We start from the raw sequence: 17269 nt of genomic DNA on the forward strand, positions 1-17269 counted from the left end.
GAACTCGCCGGGCAGCACGGTGAGCGTCGGCGCGCTGACAAACGCCGTCGCGGTCAGCCCGGCCCGGGCCACGATGACGGCCGCGGTGCCGCCGGCGCCAGCGTTGACCAGCGCAGCGCGGCCGGCATTGGTGAGCGTGAGAGTAAGAGCGGTCATAGGGCGGATCCATCGATGAAGCCGGTGTCGCCGAACTCGAGCGGCTCGCCGTTCTGATCCTGCAGCAGGTCAGCCCATGGCGTGCCGGCGTCACCATCGGTCGCGGCAAGGTGCAGGCGGCGATAATTGGTGACCTGGAGCGCAGCGATCGGCGCCGGCGTGCCCGCCACGCGGAGCTGCTGGACCAGCTGGAAATGCGCGCGCGCCGGCTTGGTCCGCGACACCTCAGTGACGATCGCGCGGGCGACTGCGGCCGAGGTGCGACCGCCCCCGGCGACGCCAGCGGTATCGATCACCGGCAGGCGCACCTCGAAGGTGTAGGGCGCGGCGTTCGGCGTAACCTCGAACCATTCGACCAGCTCGAGCAGCGCATCGAACGATGCGAGCACGCGCTCGATGCTGTAGCGCGTGCCCTTCAGCCGCTGATCGTCGATCGCGTTGGCGACCGCGGCGCGCTTTTCATCCTCGCTCCATTCGGGATCCCAGCGGTCGATCGACAGGCCCCAGGCAAGCCAGGGCAGCAACGCGATCGGGCAGGTTTCGGGGTTCCACAACGCAAGCAGATCCGGCACGTCGCCATCGCGCGCCGCAGCGTCCACCAGCGCGCGCTCAAGCGGCGTGGCGTTGGGGGGCAGCAGGCTATTCGCCATAGCCGGCGATCGCGACATCGAGGCCGACGCAATTGGACGCCTGCGTGTCATTACACAGGACGTCCGCCAGCGGCGCGGTCAGCACGACGTTCTGCACGCCCTCGACCATCAGCGCGCCGGTGATGCCGGCGCGCGTGACGTCGCGGCCGAGCTTGCGGCAGGACAGCAGATAGGCCGCAAGCGAAGCCTGCGCGGCCGCGAGCATCAGCGTTTCGTCGGGGCCGTAGAACAACACGAGCCGGGCCTGAACGAGATAGTCGACGATCGAAGCCGAAGCGACGATGACGTTATCGGTCAGCGGGCGCTTGCGATTACCGCGGACGGTCGCCAGCGCGTCATCGACCGCATCGAGCTGGTCGGGCGTCGCCTGGCCGTTGCCACCCCGCGACAGGATCGAGACGAGGACGGTGCCGGGTGCCGGGCTGGTCGCGCTGGCGTCCAGGATCGAGGCATCGGCCGACAGCGCGTGGTAGATGTATGCCGCCTCGGGACCGGCAACGCTGTAGCTCTCGGGCGCCAGCACGATGCGGCGACGATAGGAATCGTCATCCTCGTAGACAGCCGCGGTGCCGGCGACCGGATCGGCCGGCGCGACCTGCAGCCGGGCGACGCCGAACAGCGCGCCGAGCTGATCGAGATTACCGTCCGTCGCATAGGCAACGAACAGCTGCCGCGCGCGATCGTTGAAGTTCTGCCGATCGAGCAGCCGGAAATAGGCCGCGACCTGCAGCACCTTCACGGCCGGATCGCTGTCGACCGTGGCGTCGAAGCTGGGCAGGAACTTCTGCAGCTTAGCGACCATTTCATCGAACAGCTGCTCGTAAGACAACCGTTCGACGACGTCCGGCGCCGGCAGGCGCGACAGATCGACTGAGTTGGTGCTGGCGGGATTGACGGACATAGCGGCCATGTCGTCGCGCACGGCGCGGCATGGCTACTCCGCGCTCTTGTAGAAACGGTTTCTACAAGAGCGCATCACTCCAATGTAGCAACCTCCGCTCCGCAGAAGGTACGCGCTATGGTCGAACGACCGGAATTGGTGGCTAGCTGCCGTCCGTAAAAAGCGGCTTGTCGGCGGGGCGACGAACCAAGCATTGGGGTTCAGCCCCCTCCGACATACGCTGATACTCTTCCGCCATATCTGCGTGGATTTTGCGTATCGCAGGGTCTGATGCTTCGGACGCCAATTTTCTTTCCGTTGCGGCACGTCGAGCAAAGTAGGCGCGGTCTTGGTCATCGAACATTGTAACCTCCTTACAGGCCACCAAATTTCATCATTGCCGTCCGTCTGTTGTCAAGAGACCCTCCGGAGCGGGTCATTCTGGCCGCTTAGGGCGAAAGCGGAGCATCCGCTTATGGTGCCTACGCTAGCCGCGCCGAACGTCCGATTATGATGGAAAGCGGACATTCGCAGGATCGCATGGTCGAGGTCCACTGTGGTCAGAAGGGGACCCGTGCCGGACGGATCAGGCAGGAAAATGGATCCCGCACAGTTTGTTGCCGTCGGGGTCACGAAAATATGCCAGTTCGATGGTGCCCAAGGAGGCAGTGTCGCGCGGTCCGGGCGGAGCTTCGATTGATGTTCCGCCAGCGGCAACGGCGGTATCGTGAAGCTGCTTCACCTGCTCGGGCGAGTGGCAGGTGAAGGCGACGGTGCTGCCGTTGGCGACGCTTGCCGGTTCGTCGTTGATCGGCTGGCTAACGATGAAGTTGGTCCCGTTGCCGTTATTGTAGATCAGACGTGTATGGCCGCTGTCGGCGATGTTCCGCGTCCCTTCCCCGGCACCCAAGGTGCTGAGCACTGTGTCGTAGAAGCGCTTGGACCGTTCAATGTCATTCGATCCGACCATGGTGTGGAAAAGCACAGATACTCTCCTGAAGGCTGATCGACTTCCGAACGCCATTAACGGTCTCACCTAACCGGCATATAACTCGCCGTCACCCCCCCGCGCCTCGGACTGTCCGCTACTGGGCGTTAGCGGACAGGCCGCTTCGGTCATTACGGATCGCTTATCTTATCGAAAAGCATGTCAAGGATTCGCGAGCGCTCGGCATTGGTGAGACCAAGCAACGAGCGCCGCGCGTAGCGAACCGGCTTGGCCTTCGCGGCTGGCCGATCCTGCGCACCCTCTTGGTGAACACGCGCAATCTCGGCCGCGCGGCCGCTAAAGCCGATCCATGCCTCGCGATCGGTCGCATCGACGCGCAGGTTGCGCGCCTGGCGCAGTTTACGGAACATCGCTTTGTTGCGGATCCTGCCCTGGCGCCGAAACTTGCCGGCGCCCTTGTTCTGCTCGGCCGGATCGACGGGCAGCCAGCGATCAACCTGATCCCAGAAGAAGCTGCGAATGCCGCCGGCCTCGATGTCGTATCCGGTTAGCAGGGGGCCTTCGTGCACCCAGCTCTTCATGAGAACGAGGCGCGCATTATCGCCGCGCGGATACAGGAATTTGACCGTATGGTTTCCGGGCCGCTCTTCCTTCTTCGGTCGGCGTGCCGCGAACTTCTGCCCTTCGGGATCCTCCTGCCGGCCGATGCGGGCCGACTGGCTCTTTTGGATATCGCGTGCGATGCGGCGCAGCAGGGTGCGGCGCTCGCTCGAGCCCAGCCCGCGCAAGAGCGCGCCGGCGATCGCCTCGATCTCGGCGAGATCGTCGTTCATTCGGGTATCGTGGTGACGGACGGCTCGATTTCATCGCGCAGCAGCAGCTGCCACAGGTTCGCAGTCTCTTCCACGCCGGGGAACGCGTCGCACCGGCTCGGTTCGGGGACGTGCACGACGTCAAAGCCGCCGCCGGGCTTGCGTTCGACCAGCACGGCTTCGGTCAGCTCGATGTCGATCGACACATCTGCGGAGTTGGCGTCCATCAGTTCGGAATCAAACGAGAAGGGTTCGCGCTCGTCACGCTCGAGCAGATCGGGCTGGGCTTCTGAGATCCACGCGAGGATCGGCACCATGATATCGTCGATCGCGCCGGCATAATCCTGCACGACGATGTTGAGCTTATAGCGATATTCGAACGCCAGCTTGCGCGTGCCCCGCGCCGCCAGCCGCCCCTGATCGATGAACATCAGCAGGCGTTCGGGATTGTCCTGCAAATTCGGGACAGCCGATAGCAACAGCTGGCGCAGGCTGGCGGGCTTGATCACTTTTTTGCGGCCGCAGGGCAGCTGCCGGGCTCGTTCCAAGCGATCAACCGGTCGAGCTGCGAAGCGTTGAGGGCAAACGCCTTAGCCAAGCGGATGATGCCCGCGCGGGCACGGGTGGGGATCTGCGCCAGCAAGGCGGCATCCTCGGGCAGACCGTCAGGGCGCTCGGCGCAGCGGGTCAGCTCGGCCGGGGGCGTGTCCTTCACGACGACAGCGACAGGCACCGGCTTATCGACCGGCACTTCCACCAGCCGGTGCGCGCAGCCCGGCAACGCCGTTGACAGCAGCAAACCACTCATGATCGACAATGTTCGTGCGTTCAGCCTGGGCATCGGCCATCTCCATTCTGAGCGCGGCATCGCGCGCGCTTTCCGCTGCCAGTCGGGCAGCCGCGGTGTCGGTGTTGTTCTTGGCGTCGTGATCGCTCATCGCCTTGGCGAGCGCCTCGGCCGATGCCTGCACGGTCGCGGCCTTGAAGCCGGCGAGCTGGGCGACGTAGCGCTGGCAAATGGCGCCGCGGGCGTGCGCCACGGCGACCGGCTTGCCCTTCGCATCCTTCTCGACGGTGACCGAGGGGGCAAAGTCTGCGCCGGCGCCGGCGCAGATCACCTCGGCCGAGTGCAGCGCGGCGTCGCGATCGGCGCTGACCTGGGCAAACTGGACGTAGAGGAACGCGCCGACCGCGCCGACCGCAACGAGGACAAGCCAGCCGGTCTGTTCGCCGATCCAGCCTGCCGCGAGCGAGAAAAGCTTCCTGATCATGCCGCAACTCCCGTCGCCATCATCGCCTCGAGGCGCACGGCGCGATCGCCGACCTGGCTGTGCCAGCGCGACGCCTTCATGCCGCGCGCCGCGGCGACGTAATCGCCCCGCTGGATCATGCCGAGCGTGTTGCGGAAGCCGAGCATGCCCTTGATGCCGAGGTTGAACGTCATGTTGAGCAGCACGCGCTGGCGCACACCGTCGAGCTTACGCCACCAGGGCAGGTCATGATCGAGCTGCGCCTCGACGGTGTCGATGTCGCTGTCGAGCAAGAACATGGCCTGGTCGCGGGTCACACCGCGCGCGATCACGCCGGACTTGGTGATGCCGAGCGCCCGGGCTTCGTGCGGCCGGATGCCGACGTCGTCGAGGTTGCGGCCGACCGCGATGCTCAGCTTGCTGGCAGTGCAATAATAGACCTTCAGGCGCAGGCCTTCGTCCCGGATCAGCTCGCTACGCAACCGGGGCCGGTCGTAGGTCATTGTCCATCCTTCTTTTTGGGCAACCAGGAGATGATGCGATCACCGATCTCGCGGGGCAGCGCGCCGACCGCGTCGACCGCGCTGCCGATGAACTTGGGCGCGGCCTTGAAAGCGATCATGCCGAGGGTGAAGCTGATGCCCTGCAGCACGAAGGGATCGAGCGTCACCAGCGCGCCGATCGCGCGCGACACGAAGAAGCTGACACAGGTGCCGACCGCGAACTGGATGAAGCGTTCGCCCCATGTGAGGCCCTTTTCGTAGGCAAGGCTGACCGCGGCGCCGAGCGCGGCTGGCGACAGGCCGGCGAGCAGCCCCAAGAGGCCAGCGATCAGGTCGGGGATCGTATGCTTGTCCATTATCAATCCCACAGCTGCACGAGGTCGAGCGTCCGCGGCGCGGCGCTGGCGGTGTCCGGCACTTTCACCGGCGTGGAGAGCGGCAGGACGGGGCCGAGCTGCGCAAGGCCGGGATTGGCCTCGAGGACGATCGGCAGCGCGGCCGAGCCGAGCCGGCGCTCGCGCCACAGCAGCGCGTCCAGCGTGTCGCCCTGTTGCGCGCGGATGGTATCGGCCATCAGATCAGCTCGACGTTGGTGCGGGTCTGCCCAAGCAGGTCGCGCACGGCATGGAGCGCGTCGCGGCGCAGCTCCCCGACCGAGATATCCAGCTCGCCGACCTGGCGCTGGCCGGCGCCCGTCGTGTCCATGTCGCGGTAATGCTCGACCAGATCGGCCTTGGCCGAGGCGCTGATCGCGCGGCGATACAGGATGACGTTGCGGCTCTCGCCGCCAAGCAGCCGCGACGGCACGTCGGCGAGCGCCTCGCAGCCGGCCAAGATCTGCGCGGCGCGATAGCCCTCGAGCGCGAGATTGATCTCGATCATGGCAGACAGGACGGCTTCGCGCAGTCGCTCGAACGTCACGACATCGCGAAGTCGGTTCTGCTTGCGGAATAAGGCCGGATCGACTGCGGGAAACCATCCGTCGTTCTCGATCGATGGTTCGTTCGCGGCCAAGACGGGGGGCACGCTGGTCGTGCCGATGACGAAGCCGCCGCTCATGCGACGATCACCAGCCATCGGCAAAGCGGCGCCGCGCCGGCGATGACCAGCACTAGGCCGAGCGCGCCGGCGCCGCCGCCGACCGCGATCCGCGCCTTGTCGGCTGCAGGCTCGCCGAGATCGATCGCCAGCATGGCGACGCCGACCACGATCAGCATCAGCCCGACGCAAAGCGTGGCCGCGATCGCGAACAACGGTATGGCGTGGACGAAGGCGGCGATCATTGCGATTCCTGCAGTGGAAGTTCCCGGGGTGGGGATCGGATCAGCGACGGCCCTCAGCCTTGCGGCCCTCCCGTGCTGTGCGATCCGCCCCGAGCGCCGGGGGCGAGCTGGTTACGAAGCCTGTTGCGGGGCCGGGGCTGCTGCCGCGGCGTCCTTGCGGAGCTTCTCGAGTTTCTGTTTCAGGCCGATGCGCGGGTTCAGTTCGACCGCGCGCGCATAGTGGGATATCGCCCGATCACGCGCGGAGACGCGGTGTTCTTCCGACGCTTCGGGATACAGCTCAGGGTCGATGACCGCGGCATAGTCCATGCCGAGTGCTTTCTGCAGCTTGGCTTTCACTTCGTCGGGCATGTCGCGGTCGGCCGCCAGCTCGTACAGGCGCGAGAGGACGTCGTGCGGCACGATGATATTGCGTTCGAAGCATGCGATCGCGTTTTCGCTGAGCTGTTCAACGATAAGGGTTGCCGCCTGGCGCTCGTAGCGTGCGGGCAACGCAATGTTGTGGCGGAGAACGTACTCGGCCAGATCTAGCGCGCGCGCCCAGTCGTTCGTGTCGATCGCCCAGACCATAATGGTTGGCAGCACTTCGCCCTGGACGCCTTCGCCGCTCGCGCGCGCCGCATCGAGCAGGCCGTCGATCCACGGCCAATATTCGGGCAGCATTTCGCGCTTGGTGGCGATCTTCTTCTCGATCGACTGGATCTGCTTGAGGCGCTGAAGGTCGTGCCGCAGGCGCAGGGTGACCTGCGCCTCGGCGCGATCGACCGGCGTGCTGCCGGCCGGCGTGGTTGTCGTTTCAGCGAGAAGCCCGCCCTCGACGTCGAAGGATGCCGCGCTTTGTGCGGCCAGGGTGCGTTCCCGGTGCTTGCGAGCGAGGCTCATTGCGGATCCAGACGAAGTGAGGGCGGACTAGGGGGAGGGGCGGAAGCGGCCGATCAGGCCGGCTTCTTGCCCATGACGATGTTCTCGACGAGCGCGGTCAGGCCGTAATCCTCGACCACGTACGCCTCGTTCACGCTCTCGTAGTTCTCGATCTGGTCGAGCGCGGGCTCGTCCTTAAGCTGGCGGCGCGTGGTGCCTTCCTGCGTATAGATCGCGAGGTTTGCGAGCGTGGTGATCAGCATGGCGTTGGCCGGGAAGAACGGCACGCGGACAGCCGGCATGCCACCAATCTGCTTGGTCGACATGATGACGTCGCGCGCCAGCATCTCGGTTGCCTTGTCGCCCGCCGCGTTGACGATCGAGAAATACTTGTCGTGCAGCAGATCGCGGCCGACAATGACGACCAGGTCGGTATCGTCGCGGTGCCATTCGTCGATCAGCTCAACCGCTTCGAACGCGAGCGCATCGAGGTTGACGAAATCGACGTTGGCACCCGTATTATCAGCGCCTTGCGCATGGTTGAACGGCACGCCGGTGTCGTCGACGTAGATCGCCTTCGTGGCGGCAAGTGCACCGGTGGTCAGCGCGCCATCACGCAACCAGCGACTGTCGGCGAACGTGCGGATCTTGTAGAGCCAACCCTTATTGATATCCTGCAGCAGGGGATTGGCATCGAGATCGCTCTGCGCGGCAACGGCAATGCCGTTCCAGCCGATCATAATCCGGTCGCGACCCTTCTGCTTGATGATCGCGTCGCGAACCAACGTCTGGAATTCCGGGCGGTGCGCCCAGGCGTCCAGCTTGGCATACTTGATCGCGGTGTCGCTGTTGGTCTGCTCGCAGCGGTACCGGCCCAGATCCGACGTGTCGGTCGGGTCGGTCGGCGTACGGCGATTGCCGCCTGCAGTGTTGGTGCGGCTTGCGATCGGGCGCGTGACGCCGATGCCGACCTTGTCGCCTTCCTGCTGCGTGACGGTGACGTTGCCGATCTTCGACAGGAAGTCGCTCGACGTCATGACGCGCTCGATCAGCTTCTGCTCGACGACGGGCGCGACCGAGAACTGCGTGGTGGCATCGGGAACGCCGCTGAGCAGCGCGATCTGGCTGACATAGGCGTTGTAGAGCAGGCGGGTCGAGTTACGCATGGCGGGTAGGCTCCTGGTCGGGAAAGGCTGGCGGGTGTTCGGGGATCAGCAGTCGGTCATCGGCGTACCGGCGCCGCCCGAGGCAGGCGCGCGGCTGAAACCGAGCTGCTCGGTGCCGGCGAGCTTGGTTTCCAGCGCGGCGAAGCGCGTCTCGAAGGCGGCCATCGCATCGTTGCCGGGCTTCACCGCCGCGGCGACCTGCGCGCCGATAGCCGTCGAGAAGGCCGCAATGTCGAAGTTGTCGTTCGCCGGGGTTTTGGGTTCCGGGGCCGGATCGACCTTCTTTTCTGGCTCGGCGCGCGAGAACAACGTGGCAACCGATGCGAAGCCGGCGACGATCGCCGCGGCGATGCCGGTCGGCTCGACCGGGGCAGCTTCGAATTCGATCGATGCCGCGTCAGCGCCGGGCGCGAACACGGTGCCAGGCGCGCTGCGCGAGAACTGTAGCTTTTCGGTGCCGATCGACGCGGGCTTGTCGGTGAAGGCGAGGCCAATCAGGCCGATCTTGTTGGTGCCGGCGTAGCTCGGGGTCAGTTCGGCCGAGGGGAAGGGCTTCTGATCGGCCTTGGCGAGCGCGACCAGCTGGTCGTTGCCTTCGACCTGGCAATACAGGGCGCGCCGCTTCTCGGTCGTGCCGGCGATGGTGATATCGACGTCGCGGGCTTCGACGGCGACAACGGTGCCATAGCCGTTGAAGGGCGGCTCGGGGCTGTAACCGGAAATATGCTCGATGTTGATCCGCGGCGAATAGGTGTCGACGTTGAAGGTCTCGACCACCTGATCGATCCACTCCGGTTCGATGACGCGCCCGTCGCTGATCGTGGCACCTGCGACGAAAGCGCGGAAGAACTTGCTCTTGGCCATGGCGATATTGGTCCTCGGTCGGAAAGATTGAGCCGCGGGGGCAACTGAAGCCCGAAAAGGCACCGAAGAGGCCGAACTTCTCAAGCGCACGCTCTTGTAGAAACGGTTTCTACAAGAGCGCGCGGTCGGCCCGGCGAGGGTGGCGTGGCTAGGTTCGCGGCCGATGGACAAGCTCCCGCCCGATACCGGCATGCCGTTGCCAGCCTCCACGATGCCGATCCCGGTCGACGCGTGCCGACAGGCGCGTCGCCTGTATTGGGCCGGGTGGGGCGTGTCGCAGATCGCCGGCGAGCTGGGCCTCGCGCGATCGACCGTACAGTCGTGGAAAGACCGCGACGAATGGGACAAGGCGCCATCGCTCTCGAAGATCGAGGACGCGCTCGAATGCCGCATCAACCAGCTGATCGCCAAGGATCAGAAGACGGGCGGCGACTTCAAGGAGATCGACCTGCTGATGCGGCAGGTTGTGGCCGGCGCGCGGATCCGGCGGTTTGAAGCGCCCGGCGGGCACGAAGGCGACCTGAACGACAAGGTCGGCAACCGGAACGCCGGCGACCGCAAGAAGTCGGTCAAAAATCACTTCACCGAAGAGCAGGTCGACCGGCTGATCGAGATCTTCGAGGCCGAGCAGTTCGGCTATCAGCGCACATGGTGGGACGCGAAGGATCAGCGCACGCGCATGATCCTGAAATCGCGCCAGATCGGCGCGACCTGGTATTTTGCGCGCGAGGCGCTGATCGACGCGCTGACCGGGGGCGGCAACCAGATCTTCCTGTCGGCGTCGAAGAGCCAGGCGCACATCTTCCGCAATTACATCGTCCAGTTCGCGGCGCGGGTCGGCGTCAAGCTGCAGGGCGATCCGATCGTGCTGACATCGGACCTCATCCCCGAAGGCGAGCCCGCGGCCGAGCTGATCTTCCTCGGCACCAATGCGCGCACGGCGCAGGGCTATCACGGCAATTTCTACTTCGACGAATTCTTCTGGGTGTACGGCTTCGAGGAGTTGAACAAGGTCGCCAGCGGCATGGCGATGCACAAGAAGTGGCGCCGCACCTACTTCTCGACGCCATCGAGCGTCGCGCACCAGGCGCATCCGTACTGGACCGGCGATCGTCGCAACCGGCGCGTCAAAAAAGAAGACCGGATCGAGATCGATGTCAGCCACGATTCGCTGAAGAACGGGCGGCTGTGCGAGGATAATGTCTGGCGCCAGATCGTCACGATCGAGGATGCCGAGGCGCTCGGCTGCAGCCTGTTCAACGTCGATGAGCTGCGCATCGAATATGCGCCCGACGAATTCGCCAACCTGCTCATGTGCCAGTTCGTCGACGACAGCCTGTCGGCGTTCAAGTTCAACGAGCTGCAGCGCTGCGGCGTCGATACGATGTCGGATTGGGACTTTTTCAATCCGATCGCCAAGCGCCCGGTCTGCCAGCGCGAGGTGTGGGCGGGGTACGATCCGCAGGATAGCGACGACGGCGATAACGCGGCGCTGATCATCGCGTTGCCGCCAGGCGGGCCGGACGGCAAGTTCCGCTTGCTCGAGAAGCATCAATTTCGCGGTCTCGACTTCGAGGCGCAGGCCAGTGCGATCATGCAGATCCTTGCGCGGTACAATTGCACCTATCTCGGCATCGACGCGAACGGGGTCGGCTCTGGCGTCTGGCAGCTGCTTAAAGACCGCATGCGAAACGTCGTGAAGATCGAATATTCGGTCGAAGCGAAGACCAGCATGGTCATGAAGGCGCAGCACACGATCAGCCGCCAGCGCCTCGAATTTGATAGCGGCTGGATCGATCTGCAGTCGTCGTTCCTGTCGATCAAGAAAACGCTGACCACCAGCGGCCGGGCAGTGACGTTCAAGGCCAGCCGATCGGGCGAAACCGGTCACGCCGACCTTGCCTGGGCGGCGATGCATATTTTCATCAACGAGCCGCTCGACGGGCGCGAACGCCCCAAGACCACCATGGAGATCTTCGAATGAGCAAGCGCAGCAGGGCACGGGCGATGTCGCGCGCCGAGACCGCCGAGGCATCGACCGGCGCGATCGTCGCGTCGAACGATAACGCGCAGGGCATGCAGGCCTTCAGCTTCGGCGATCCCGAACCGGTGCTCAATCGCCGCGAGATCATGGATCTGTTCGAATGCGTCCATAACGGGCGCTGGTACGAGCCGCCGATCTCGCTCGACGGTCTGGCGCGCGCCTTCCGCGTCTCGCCTCACCACAGCTCGGCGATCATGCTCAAGCGCAACCTGCTGACCCGGTCGTTCAAGCCGACGCCTTGGCTGAGCCGCAAGGCGTTTGGGGCGATGGTGCAGGATTATCTGGTGTTCGGCACCGGCTACCTCGAGGCGCGGTACAACGTGCTGGGCGGCGTGATGCGCCTCGACCATGCAATGGCGAAATATACGCGTCGCGGCCTGCTGCCCGGCCAGTATTTCTTCACGACGTCGTTCGACCGCGCAGACGAGTTCCGCCCGGGCAGCGTCGTGCAGATCGGGCAGCCCGATATCAATCAGGAGCTGTACGGCGTGCCGGAATATCTGAGCGCGCTGCAGGCGGCGCTGCTCAACGAGGCGGCGACGCTATTCCGCCGCCGCTATTATCTCAACGGCAGCCATGCCGGGTATATCCTCTATGCGACCGGCGATATCGATACGAACGATACCGACGCGCTGAAGGCCGCGCTGAAGGCGAGCAAGGGGCCGGGCAACTTCCGCAACCTGTTCGTGCATGCGCCCAACGGCAAGGATGGCTCGCTCAAGATCCTGCCGATTGCCGAGGTGGGCGCGAAGGATGAGTTCATCGGTATCAAGAACGCGACGCGCGACGACATCCTGGCTGCGCACCGCGTGCCGCCTCAACTGCTCGGCATCATTCCGGCGCAGGGATCTGTGCCGGGCAATCCGCTGCAGGCGATCGACGGGTTCTTCGAGCTCGAGATCGAGCCGATCCAGGCGGCGTTCCTCGACGTGAACGAAGAGATCGGCTTCGAGGCCGTGGCATTCGAAGAGCGCGCCGCACGCGCCGCATAGACTTCACGCCCGGCTTCGGCCGGGCGGGGGATGCCGGTTGCAGCCGGCAAACCGACGAGGATCAGCTCGCCATGCGGTCCGAACCCGGGCCCAAAAACTCAACATCAGCGTCAAAAGCAGGTGAGTTCCCATCCCCAACTTGGGATAGCTGTTCCTCTTCAGGCCTGTTCCCGCCAGCGAGCGTCATCGCCGTTGGCGACGAAGGCTTGCGCTAGCCGGTTTCGGAGATCGTCGGCAGTTGGCGACGTCATCGGGGTGCAACCTTGATCCCCCTGTTGGCGGCGCGTGACCGGATCGCCGATTGAGTCCGTTCGAGCAGTCGAGCGATCTTAGGCACCCCGACGCCTTCCCGTGCTAATCTTTGAAACACGGCATCGTCCTCAACGCTCCATGCCTCGCCACGCCGAGCTGGCATCAATCGCGCCCGATCAGGTGTCTAGGCCTCGGTGCATAATTTCGGCGTAGCACCTCTGCCTCTGCGCGGTCGCCATCCGTCCGCGGATAGGCGGCAAGAAAATTTTTACCGGTTAGTTCCCTGACTGATGCAGCGTCGGTGAGCCATTCGACCATTGCGGCATGGTGCGCGCGGCGAGTTTGATTCGCAACCTTGCCTTAGCGTTCTCTTCCTGTTCTCACGTTGCTATGATCCGCCCATCCGACGCCGGCCACCCCGTCCTTGAACAGTTGGCATTCGACCTCCATCAACGCACTAAGCGCGATCTATGGCCTGCTGAGCACCGCGATCAGCACGGGTCGTGGGAGGTAGTTTCCCCGGGGCTGCGGGAATGGTTTCGCGATCGAGCTCGCCAGTTCGCGGCGGGAGATATGCGGGTCGCGCCTTGGGTGGCGGGCGGCTAGGGGGGAGGTCGCAGCAGCGGCCTGCGACCCCAACGGGCGCGCTGAGCCCCCCGCCTCGCCCGCGCACTTTCCGTGTCTCTTTTGACGCAAGCGATTCGTTCCTGTCGCCCTCTAGTGGTACGTAGGGAGGGAAACCGGCGAAACCGGCTCTAACTACCGACGCATTCTGACGCATGCTCGGCCGCTTTCGCCCATTTGCAGACGCCCGGCTCGCTGTAGCGCTGCTCCATGATCGGGCGTTCGTTCATCAGACTTAAGTGGCTGATCTGACTTATGGTGTTGTTGATGCCGTTAAGCGCGATTTCGCCCACGGCATGCTCTTCCTGATGCGCCGGGCGGGATCCGGCTCCACGCTGGTCCACGCGTCAGCCAACCGCTGCCTCCGGCGGCGCGGTGGCGAGTGACTTGCGGCGGTCATCCGCCTCTCTGTTGGACTTCGTCTTGGTAGTCCTGAAGCTCGTCAGCTCGCTCAGGTCAGCCCGCATTTGCGCCTTTGTTGGTGTGTCGATCTGCCGCCCCGCGGCCTGGTCGTGTCCGGAGTGCTCAGAGGCGCGGGACATCGCCCGGTGAACAATCATAAAATCCTCATCGCTGACGTCGACCCCCCCCAGGCGCAATGTGCCGACGTTTGAACCGAAGCGGCGGACGACGTCGTTGAGGACGATCTCTTCCACTGCACGCTCCCATGTCTCGCGCAGAGCGGCGTAGAACCCGGTGCACCGGCGCCCGTAGTCGTCAGTCGAAACGGCGAGATCGTCGGGGATGTTGTCGATCATCGTCTTGAGCGTCTGTTCGCGTTCTTTCACTTTGCGTGCAACCCACGGCGTGTCGCCAACCGTCACGATGCCGAACTCGCCGCGGCCGCCCTGCTGGATGAGACAGGGCAGCGCCGGGACCGGGACTGTGCGGTCGACACACGCCAGCGTTAGCTCGTGGTAGAATACGAGGTTGTGAGTGAAAACGACGATCTGTCGTCCCTTCGCCGCCTCGTCCACCAGCCGGCGCGCCACGCGCCGCACGCGACCGTGATCGAGACTGGTGACCGGATCGTCCAAAATGATGCCAGACTTTCTTCCCGCCACATGCGATTCGGCAAGGAAGCATGCGAGGCTGAGCGCGCGCTGCTCGCCCTCGCTCAGGATACGCGCCTTCTTCGCCTTTCTTGTGGACGCCAGCGCGACCTCAAAGAAGCTCGTCCCCTTGGTTGTCTCGTCTGAGAACTGGAGCGGGATGTGCGTCATCGCGAAGTTGCGGATCTCCTCCTCGATCCGGGTCCTCAGCCCCGGCGTCGTTAATTCCTTCCGCAGCGATGTCATAAGACGCGACAGTGGCCCTGTGTTGAGGGCGGCCTCGCACCGCTTCCACAGGTGGATTCTCTTCAACTCGTCGCGACGCGCAACCAGCTCTTCGACCTGGCCGTTCATTTGCTTGCGGTCCGTCAACTCGGCAATCTTGGTAGTTACCGCCACGCTCCGGTCGTCGCCCGACCGTAGCGTCCTGGCGTGGTCGCTCAGCTGTGTCGCCCAGGTCCGCAGCTCGTCGATTGGAGAGGAGGGGAGCGGCGCAAGGTCCGCGATCCGGTCGCCATCGAATTGCTGGATGCGCGCGTCGCGGCGCGCCTCTAGCCCTGCGCTGAAGGCGACCGTGCGATTCACGAGCGCCTGCGCCGGCGCGCCTTGCGTCGCGGCCTCCGCAAGCAGCGTCCGAAGCTCGGCCTCGGCTTTGAACGAGAGAGTTCGTATGGTCGAGGCGCGTTGCGCAAACGCGCTGGCGGCGAGTTCGGCTTCCCGCGTCGCCCGTCCTTCCACATACATGTCGAAGGCCGCTAGGCGCGCGGCTGCGTCTGCGCCTAGCGGCTGCTGGCAGAGCGGGCATGGATCGCCGACGGCGAACGGCTCACCAGTCGAACGTACCCCGGCTTCGGCCGCGAACTGCCGCGCCATCGCGAAGAGCTCGCGCCAGCTGTCTGAGCCCGTGCCCCCGATCGGCTGCGAGCCGATCTGCTCGGTCGCGAGCGTGTCGGCCACGCGCCGCGTCCGCTGCCTAGCCTCCACCAGCGCTCCGTCCCCGGCAGCGGCATTGTCCGACAGGGGCATCGCGGTCGCCTCGACGGCGGCGGCGACCGTCAGGCACGAGGTCGCGATACGATCACAGAGCGCCGCAGTCGCAGCCGGCCCCCGCACTTGCTCGGCCTGTAGGCTTGCCAGTTCCGCCTCATTGTCGGGGCTCCATGTCGCTGCGTTGCGGAGCGCTTGCTCGGTGGGCAGGTTAGCCTCGGGCGTTTCCGTCTGCATTCGCGAGACGAACGCCGCGGCGGTCGTTCCTGGGGAGTAGTGGCCGCCAAACGCTCCCGCACACCGCCTGCTCGCACCGTCGATCCATCCGCGGAAGTGGGCGGACGCCGCCTGGTATAGGTCGGCGAGCCGCCCGACACACGCGGCTTCCGGCGGCATGTAGAGAATGTCACTCTTGCCGTTCACGTAGACGCGCAGGTTGTCGGTATCGAGCAGCGTCACTCCTTCGAGGACCGTCGGCTTCGATTCGCCTTCCCTCCAAGTCGCAGCGACGGCGTCGGCATCCCCGACCCGGTAGTTGTAGGTGATCGATTTGGACGGCGCGCTTCCCGTCGCAAAAACGTCGCCCTCCAGCGGCGCGTCCTCGCGCACGCAGGTCAGCTGGCGCAGCGCGCGCGTGTAGCCGCTCTTGCCCGAACCGTTGTCGCCGAAGACGATGGTGATGCCGTCGAGCGCGAACTTGAGGACTTGGTCCCCAACGAGTCTGTCCAAGCCCTGCAGGGGGCCGACGGAGTGGAGTACGACGTCGTCCGCATTGGCTCCGACGGCGGCGACGCTGTCCTCGGTGAACGGCTGGCATGGGTGCTCGCCTTCGACCGGAAGGCCGTGCGCCAGCCCGATACGGCACACGAGCGCGTCGACGTCAGCATCGACACCCTGCGAACAGGAAGCCGCCCGCTGCATAGCGTCGACCGCCCAGTCCGGCTGGCCTACACACCAATCTGCAAGTTTCCCCATAAACGCTCCCCCAACCGCTTAATCCGCGCGTAGCATAACTTGCAGCACCGGCTCTCGGCGAGTCACCAAATGCGCTGCTGTTCGTTTCATGCGGAGACGCTCCAACTATACGGAGCCTGCTCCTCCCCACCTGAACAAACGACTGCCTATCTCGCCGAGCGAACAAAAGCAGCCGGTCCGCATTCAGTTACAATCAGACGTTCAGCATAGGGGCGGGCGTACCCAGAAGCGGACAGGCCGCCTACGCAACCAAAGCAAGCTTGTGCGGAAACGTGTCGAAACGAGCGACCGCCGCTTCGATGCAGCCGGTAGCACAAACGGGAAAACCCCAATCCGGCTAATCCAGCCCGAAAAACGCAGCTAACCTATTGTTTCTTTGTTATTTCTCGATTGCGGTCAAAACCTAATCCTCCCCAATCGAAAACCGCTGAAACCCCAATCCTATTGGAAACAAACGATTTTTTCGCTCCGTGTGATTGTTCAAATTTACCTAATTCGATTGTACAATAATTGGGGTTTGGATTGGCCGGAAACCCGCGGAAACCTGCGGCGATTAGCTCGATTAGGGTTTTCCCGCGTGCTACTTTACCGAGCCGGGCGGGGGACGCTTTTTATGGTCGAGCATGTGCCACAATTTGTGCCACCATCCGCTTCATCGCTCAGAGCTTTTTGATCTAGCGCCAGATTACCGCGCTGTGGGGCTTACGAGGCATCCCGCGAGAGAGGGCGCGTACGCAAGGGGAACAGACTGTGCCCCCCATTGTGCCAACACAAACCGTAGTTCTTCGCGCGTTTCGCGTGTTGACCGTTGACCTGTAGGCCGCAGAAACCTAGGAAAACTGCCAGTGCCCCCGTAGCTCAGCCGGATAGAGCAACGGTTTCCTAAACCGTAGGCCGCGTGTTCGAATCTCGCCGGGGGCACCATTCAGCATCGGTCTGGCCGATGCGCACGGCGCCCCCGTTGAGGGG

The 17269-nt window shown here is 64.4% G+C and carries 20 protein-coding genes and 1 tRNA gene; 3 read left to right on the top strand and 18 right to left on the bottom strand.

All coding sequences use genetic code 11. The annotated features are described in order from the left end of the window. Window positions 1-152 precede the first annotated feature (152 nt). From NV401_RS18110 to NV401_RS18185, 16 genes are all read right to left on the bottom strand, one after another. A complete protein-coding gene (locus tag NV401_RS18110) occupies window positions 153-806 on the bottom strand; it encodes a phage tail protein I (RefSeq protein ID WP_261295863.1) in 654 nt (217 codons plus the stop codon). After that, window positions 796-1707: a baseplate assembly protein gene (locus tag NV401_RS18115; RefSeq protein ID WP_261295864.1), complete on the bottom strand. Its 912-nt coding sequence runs from the start codon at window positions 1705-1707 to the stop codon at window positions 796-798. The genes NV401_RS18110 and NV401_RS18115 overlap by 11 nt, the downstream gene beginning before the upstream one ends. Window positions 1708-1849: 142 nt before the next feature. Then, window positions 1850-2050 (bottom strand): hypothetical protein, encoded by a 201-nt coding sequence (locus NV401_RS18120; RefSeq protein ID WP_261295865.1) that lies wholly within the window; start codon window positions 2048-2050, stop codon window positions 1850-1852. A 222-nt stretch (window positions 2051-2272) separates the two neighbouring features. Next, window positions 2273-2671, bottom strand: a complete 399-nt coding sequence (locus tag NV401_RS18125; protein ID WP_261295866.1) for a VOC family protein — start codon at window positions 2669-2671, stop codon at window positions 2273-2275. Window positions 2672-2805: 134 nt separating this feature from the next. Continuing rightward, entirely contained in the window at window positions 2806-3468 is a 663-nt protein-coding gene (locus tag NV401_RS18130) for a phage virion morphogenesis protein (RefSeq protein WP_261295867.1), read from the bottom strand. Next, the gene (locus tag NV401_RS18135) at window positions 3465-3956 is read right to left on the bottom strand and encodes a phage tail protein (RefSeq protein WP_261295868.1); all 492 of its coding nucleotides are present in this window, start codon (window positions 3954-3956) and stop codon (window positions 3465-3467) included. Before NV401_RS18135 ends, NV401_RS18130 begins: the two co-directional genes overlap by 4 nt. Further along, entirely contained in the window at window positions 3953-4255 is a 303-nt protein-coding gene (locus NV401_RS18140; protein WP_261295869.1) for a hypothetical protein, read from the bottom strand. The genes NV401_RS18135 and NV401_RS18140 overlap by 4 nt, the downstream gene beginning before the upstream one ends. Continuing rightward, the gene (locus NV401_RS18145; RefSeq protein ID WP_261295870.1) at window positions 4185-4718 is read right to left on the bottom strand and encodes a hypothetical protein; all 534 of its coding nucleotides are present in this window, start codon (window positions 4716-4718) and stop codon (window positions 4185-4187) included. The genes NV401_RS18140 and NV401_RS18145 overlap by 71 nt, the downstream gene beginning before the upstream one ends. Continuing rightward, window positions 4715-5200, bottom strand: coding sequence for a glycoside hydrolase family protein (locus NV401_RS18150; RefSeq protein WP_261295871.1), 486 nt, complete (start codon window positions 5198-5200; stop codon window positions 4715-4717). Before NV401_RS18150 ends, NV401_RS18145 begins: the two co-directional genes overlap by 4 nt. After that, a complete protein-coding gene (locus tag NV401_RS18155) occupies window positions 5197-5556 on the bottom strand; it encodes a hypothetical protein (RefSeq protein WP_261295872.1) in 360 nt (119 codons plus the stop codon). Before NV401_RS18155 ends, NV401_RS18150 begins: the two co-directional genes overlap by 4 nt. 2 nt (window positions 5557-5558) lie before the next feature. Beyond that, window positions 5559-5774 (bottom strand): tail protein X, encoded by a 216-nt coding sequence (locus tag NV401_RS18160; RefSeq protein ID WP_261295873.1) that lies wholly within the window; start codon window positions 5772-5774, stop codon window positions 5559-5561. After that, window positions 5774-6259: a head completion/stabilization protein gene (locus tag NV401_RS18165; RefSeq protein ID WP_261295874.1), complete on the bottom strand. Its 486-nt coding sequence runs from the start codon at window positions 6257-6259 to the stop codon at window positions 5774-5776. Before NV401_RS18165 ends, NV401_RS18160 begins: the two co-directional genes overlap by 1 nt. Next, window positions 6256-6483 carry a hypothetical protein gene (locus tag NV401_RS18170; RefSeq protein WP_261295875.1) on the bottom strand — a complete coding sequence of 76 codons (228 nt, stop codon included), beginning with the start codon at window positions 6481-6483 and terminating at the stop codon, window positions 6256-6258. Before NV401_RS18170 ends, NV401_RS18165 begins: the two co-directional genes overlap by 4 nt. A 111-nt stretch (window positions 6484-6594) precedes the next feature. Continuing rightward, window positions 6595-7365 (bottom strand): phage terminase small subunit, encoded by a 771-nt coding sequence (gpM, locus tag NV401_RS18175; RefSeq protein ID WP_261295876.1) that lies wholly within the window; start codon window positions 7363-7365, stop codon window positions 6595-6597. A gap of 53 nt (window positions 7366-7418) precedes the next feature. Continuing rightward, window positions 7419-8510, bottom strand: a complete 1092-nt coding sequence (locus NV401_RS18180; RefSeq protein ID WP_261295877.1) for a phage major capsid protein, P2 family — start codon at window positions 8508-8510, stop codon at window positions 7419-7421. 45 nt (window positions 8511-8555) lie between these two features. Continuing rightward, a complete protein-coding gene (locus NV401_RS18185) occupies window positions 8556-9374 on the bottom strand; it encodes a GPO family capsid scaffolding protein (RefSeq protein ID WP_261295878.1) in 819 nt (272 codons plus the stop codon). 163 nt (window positions 9375-9537) lie between these two features. On the opposite strand from NV401_RS18185, the gene NV401_RS18190 reads away from it, so the two are divergent. Together NV401_RS18190 and NV401_RS18195 are read left to right on the top strand one after the other, a co-directional pair. After that, window positions 9538-11358, top strand: a complete 1821-nt coding sequence (locus NV401_RS18190; protein WP_449325411.1) for a terminase large subunit domain-containing protein — start codon at window positions 9538-9540, stop codon at window positions 11356-11358. After that, window positions 11355-12410, top strand: a complete 1056-nt coding sequence (locus NV401_RS18195) for a phage portal protein (RefSeq protein WP_261295879.1) — start codon at window positions 11355-11357, stop codon at window positions 12408-12410. Before NV401_RS18190 ends, NV401_RS18195 begins: the two co-directional genes overlap by 4 nt. A gap of 1007 nt (window positions 12411-13417) precedes the next feature. Here the strand turns inward: NV401_RS18195 and NV401_RS18200 are convergent. Both NV401_RS18200 and NV401_RS18205 read right to left on the bottom strand, forming a co-directional pair. After that, the gene (locus NV401_RS18200; RefSeq protein ID WP_261295880.1) at window positions 13418-13579 is read right to left on the bottom strand and encodes a hypothetical protein; all 162 of its coding nucleotides are present in this window, start codon (window positions 13577-13579) and stop codon (window positions 13418-13420) included. Between the two features lie 54 nt (window positions 13580-13633). Beyond that, the gene (locus NV401_RS18205) at window positions 13634-16300 is read right to left on the bottom strand and encodes an AAA family ATPase (RefSeq protein WP_261295881.1); all 2667 of its coding nucleotides are present in this window, start codon (window positions 16298-16300) and stop codon (window positions 13634-13636) included. Between the two features lie 847 nt (window positions 16301-17147). Here NV401_RS18205 and NV401_RS18210 point away from each other — a divergent pair. Next, window positions 17148-17224 (top strand) — tRNA-Arg (locus NV401_RS18210). The last annotated feature ends 45 nt before the right edge of the window (window positions 17225-17269 follow it).

Origin of the sequence: Sphingomonas hylomeconis, from assembly GCF_025370105.1 — a bacterium.
In the GTDB taxonomy this organism is placed as follows: Bacteria; Pseudomonadota; Alphaproteobacteria; order Sphingomonadales; family Sphingomonadaceae; genus Sphingomonas; species Sphingomonas hylomeconis.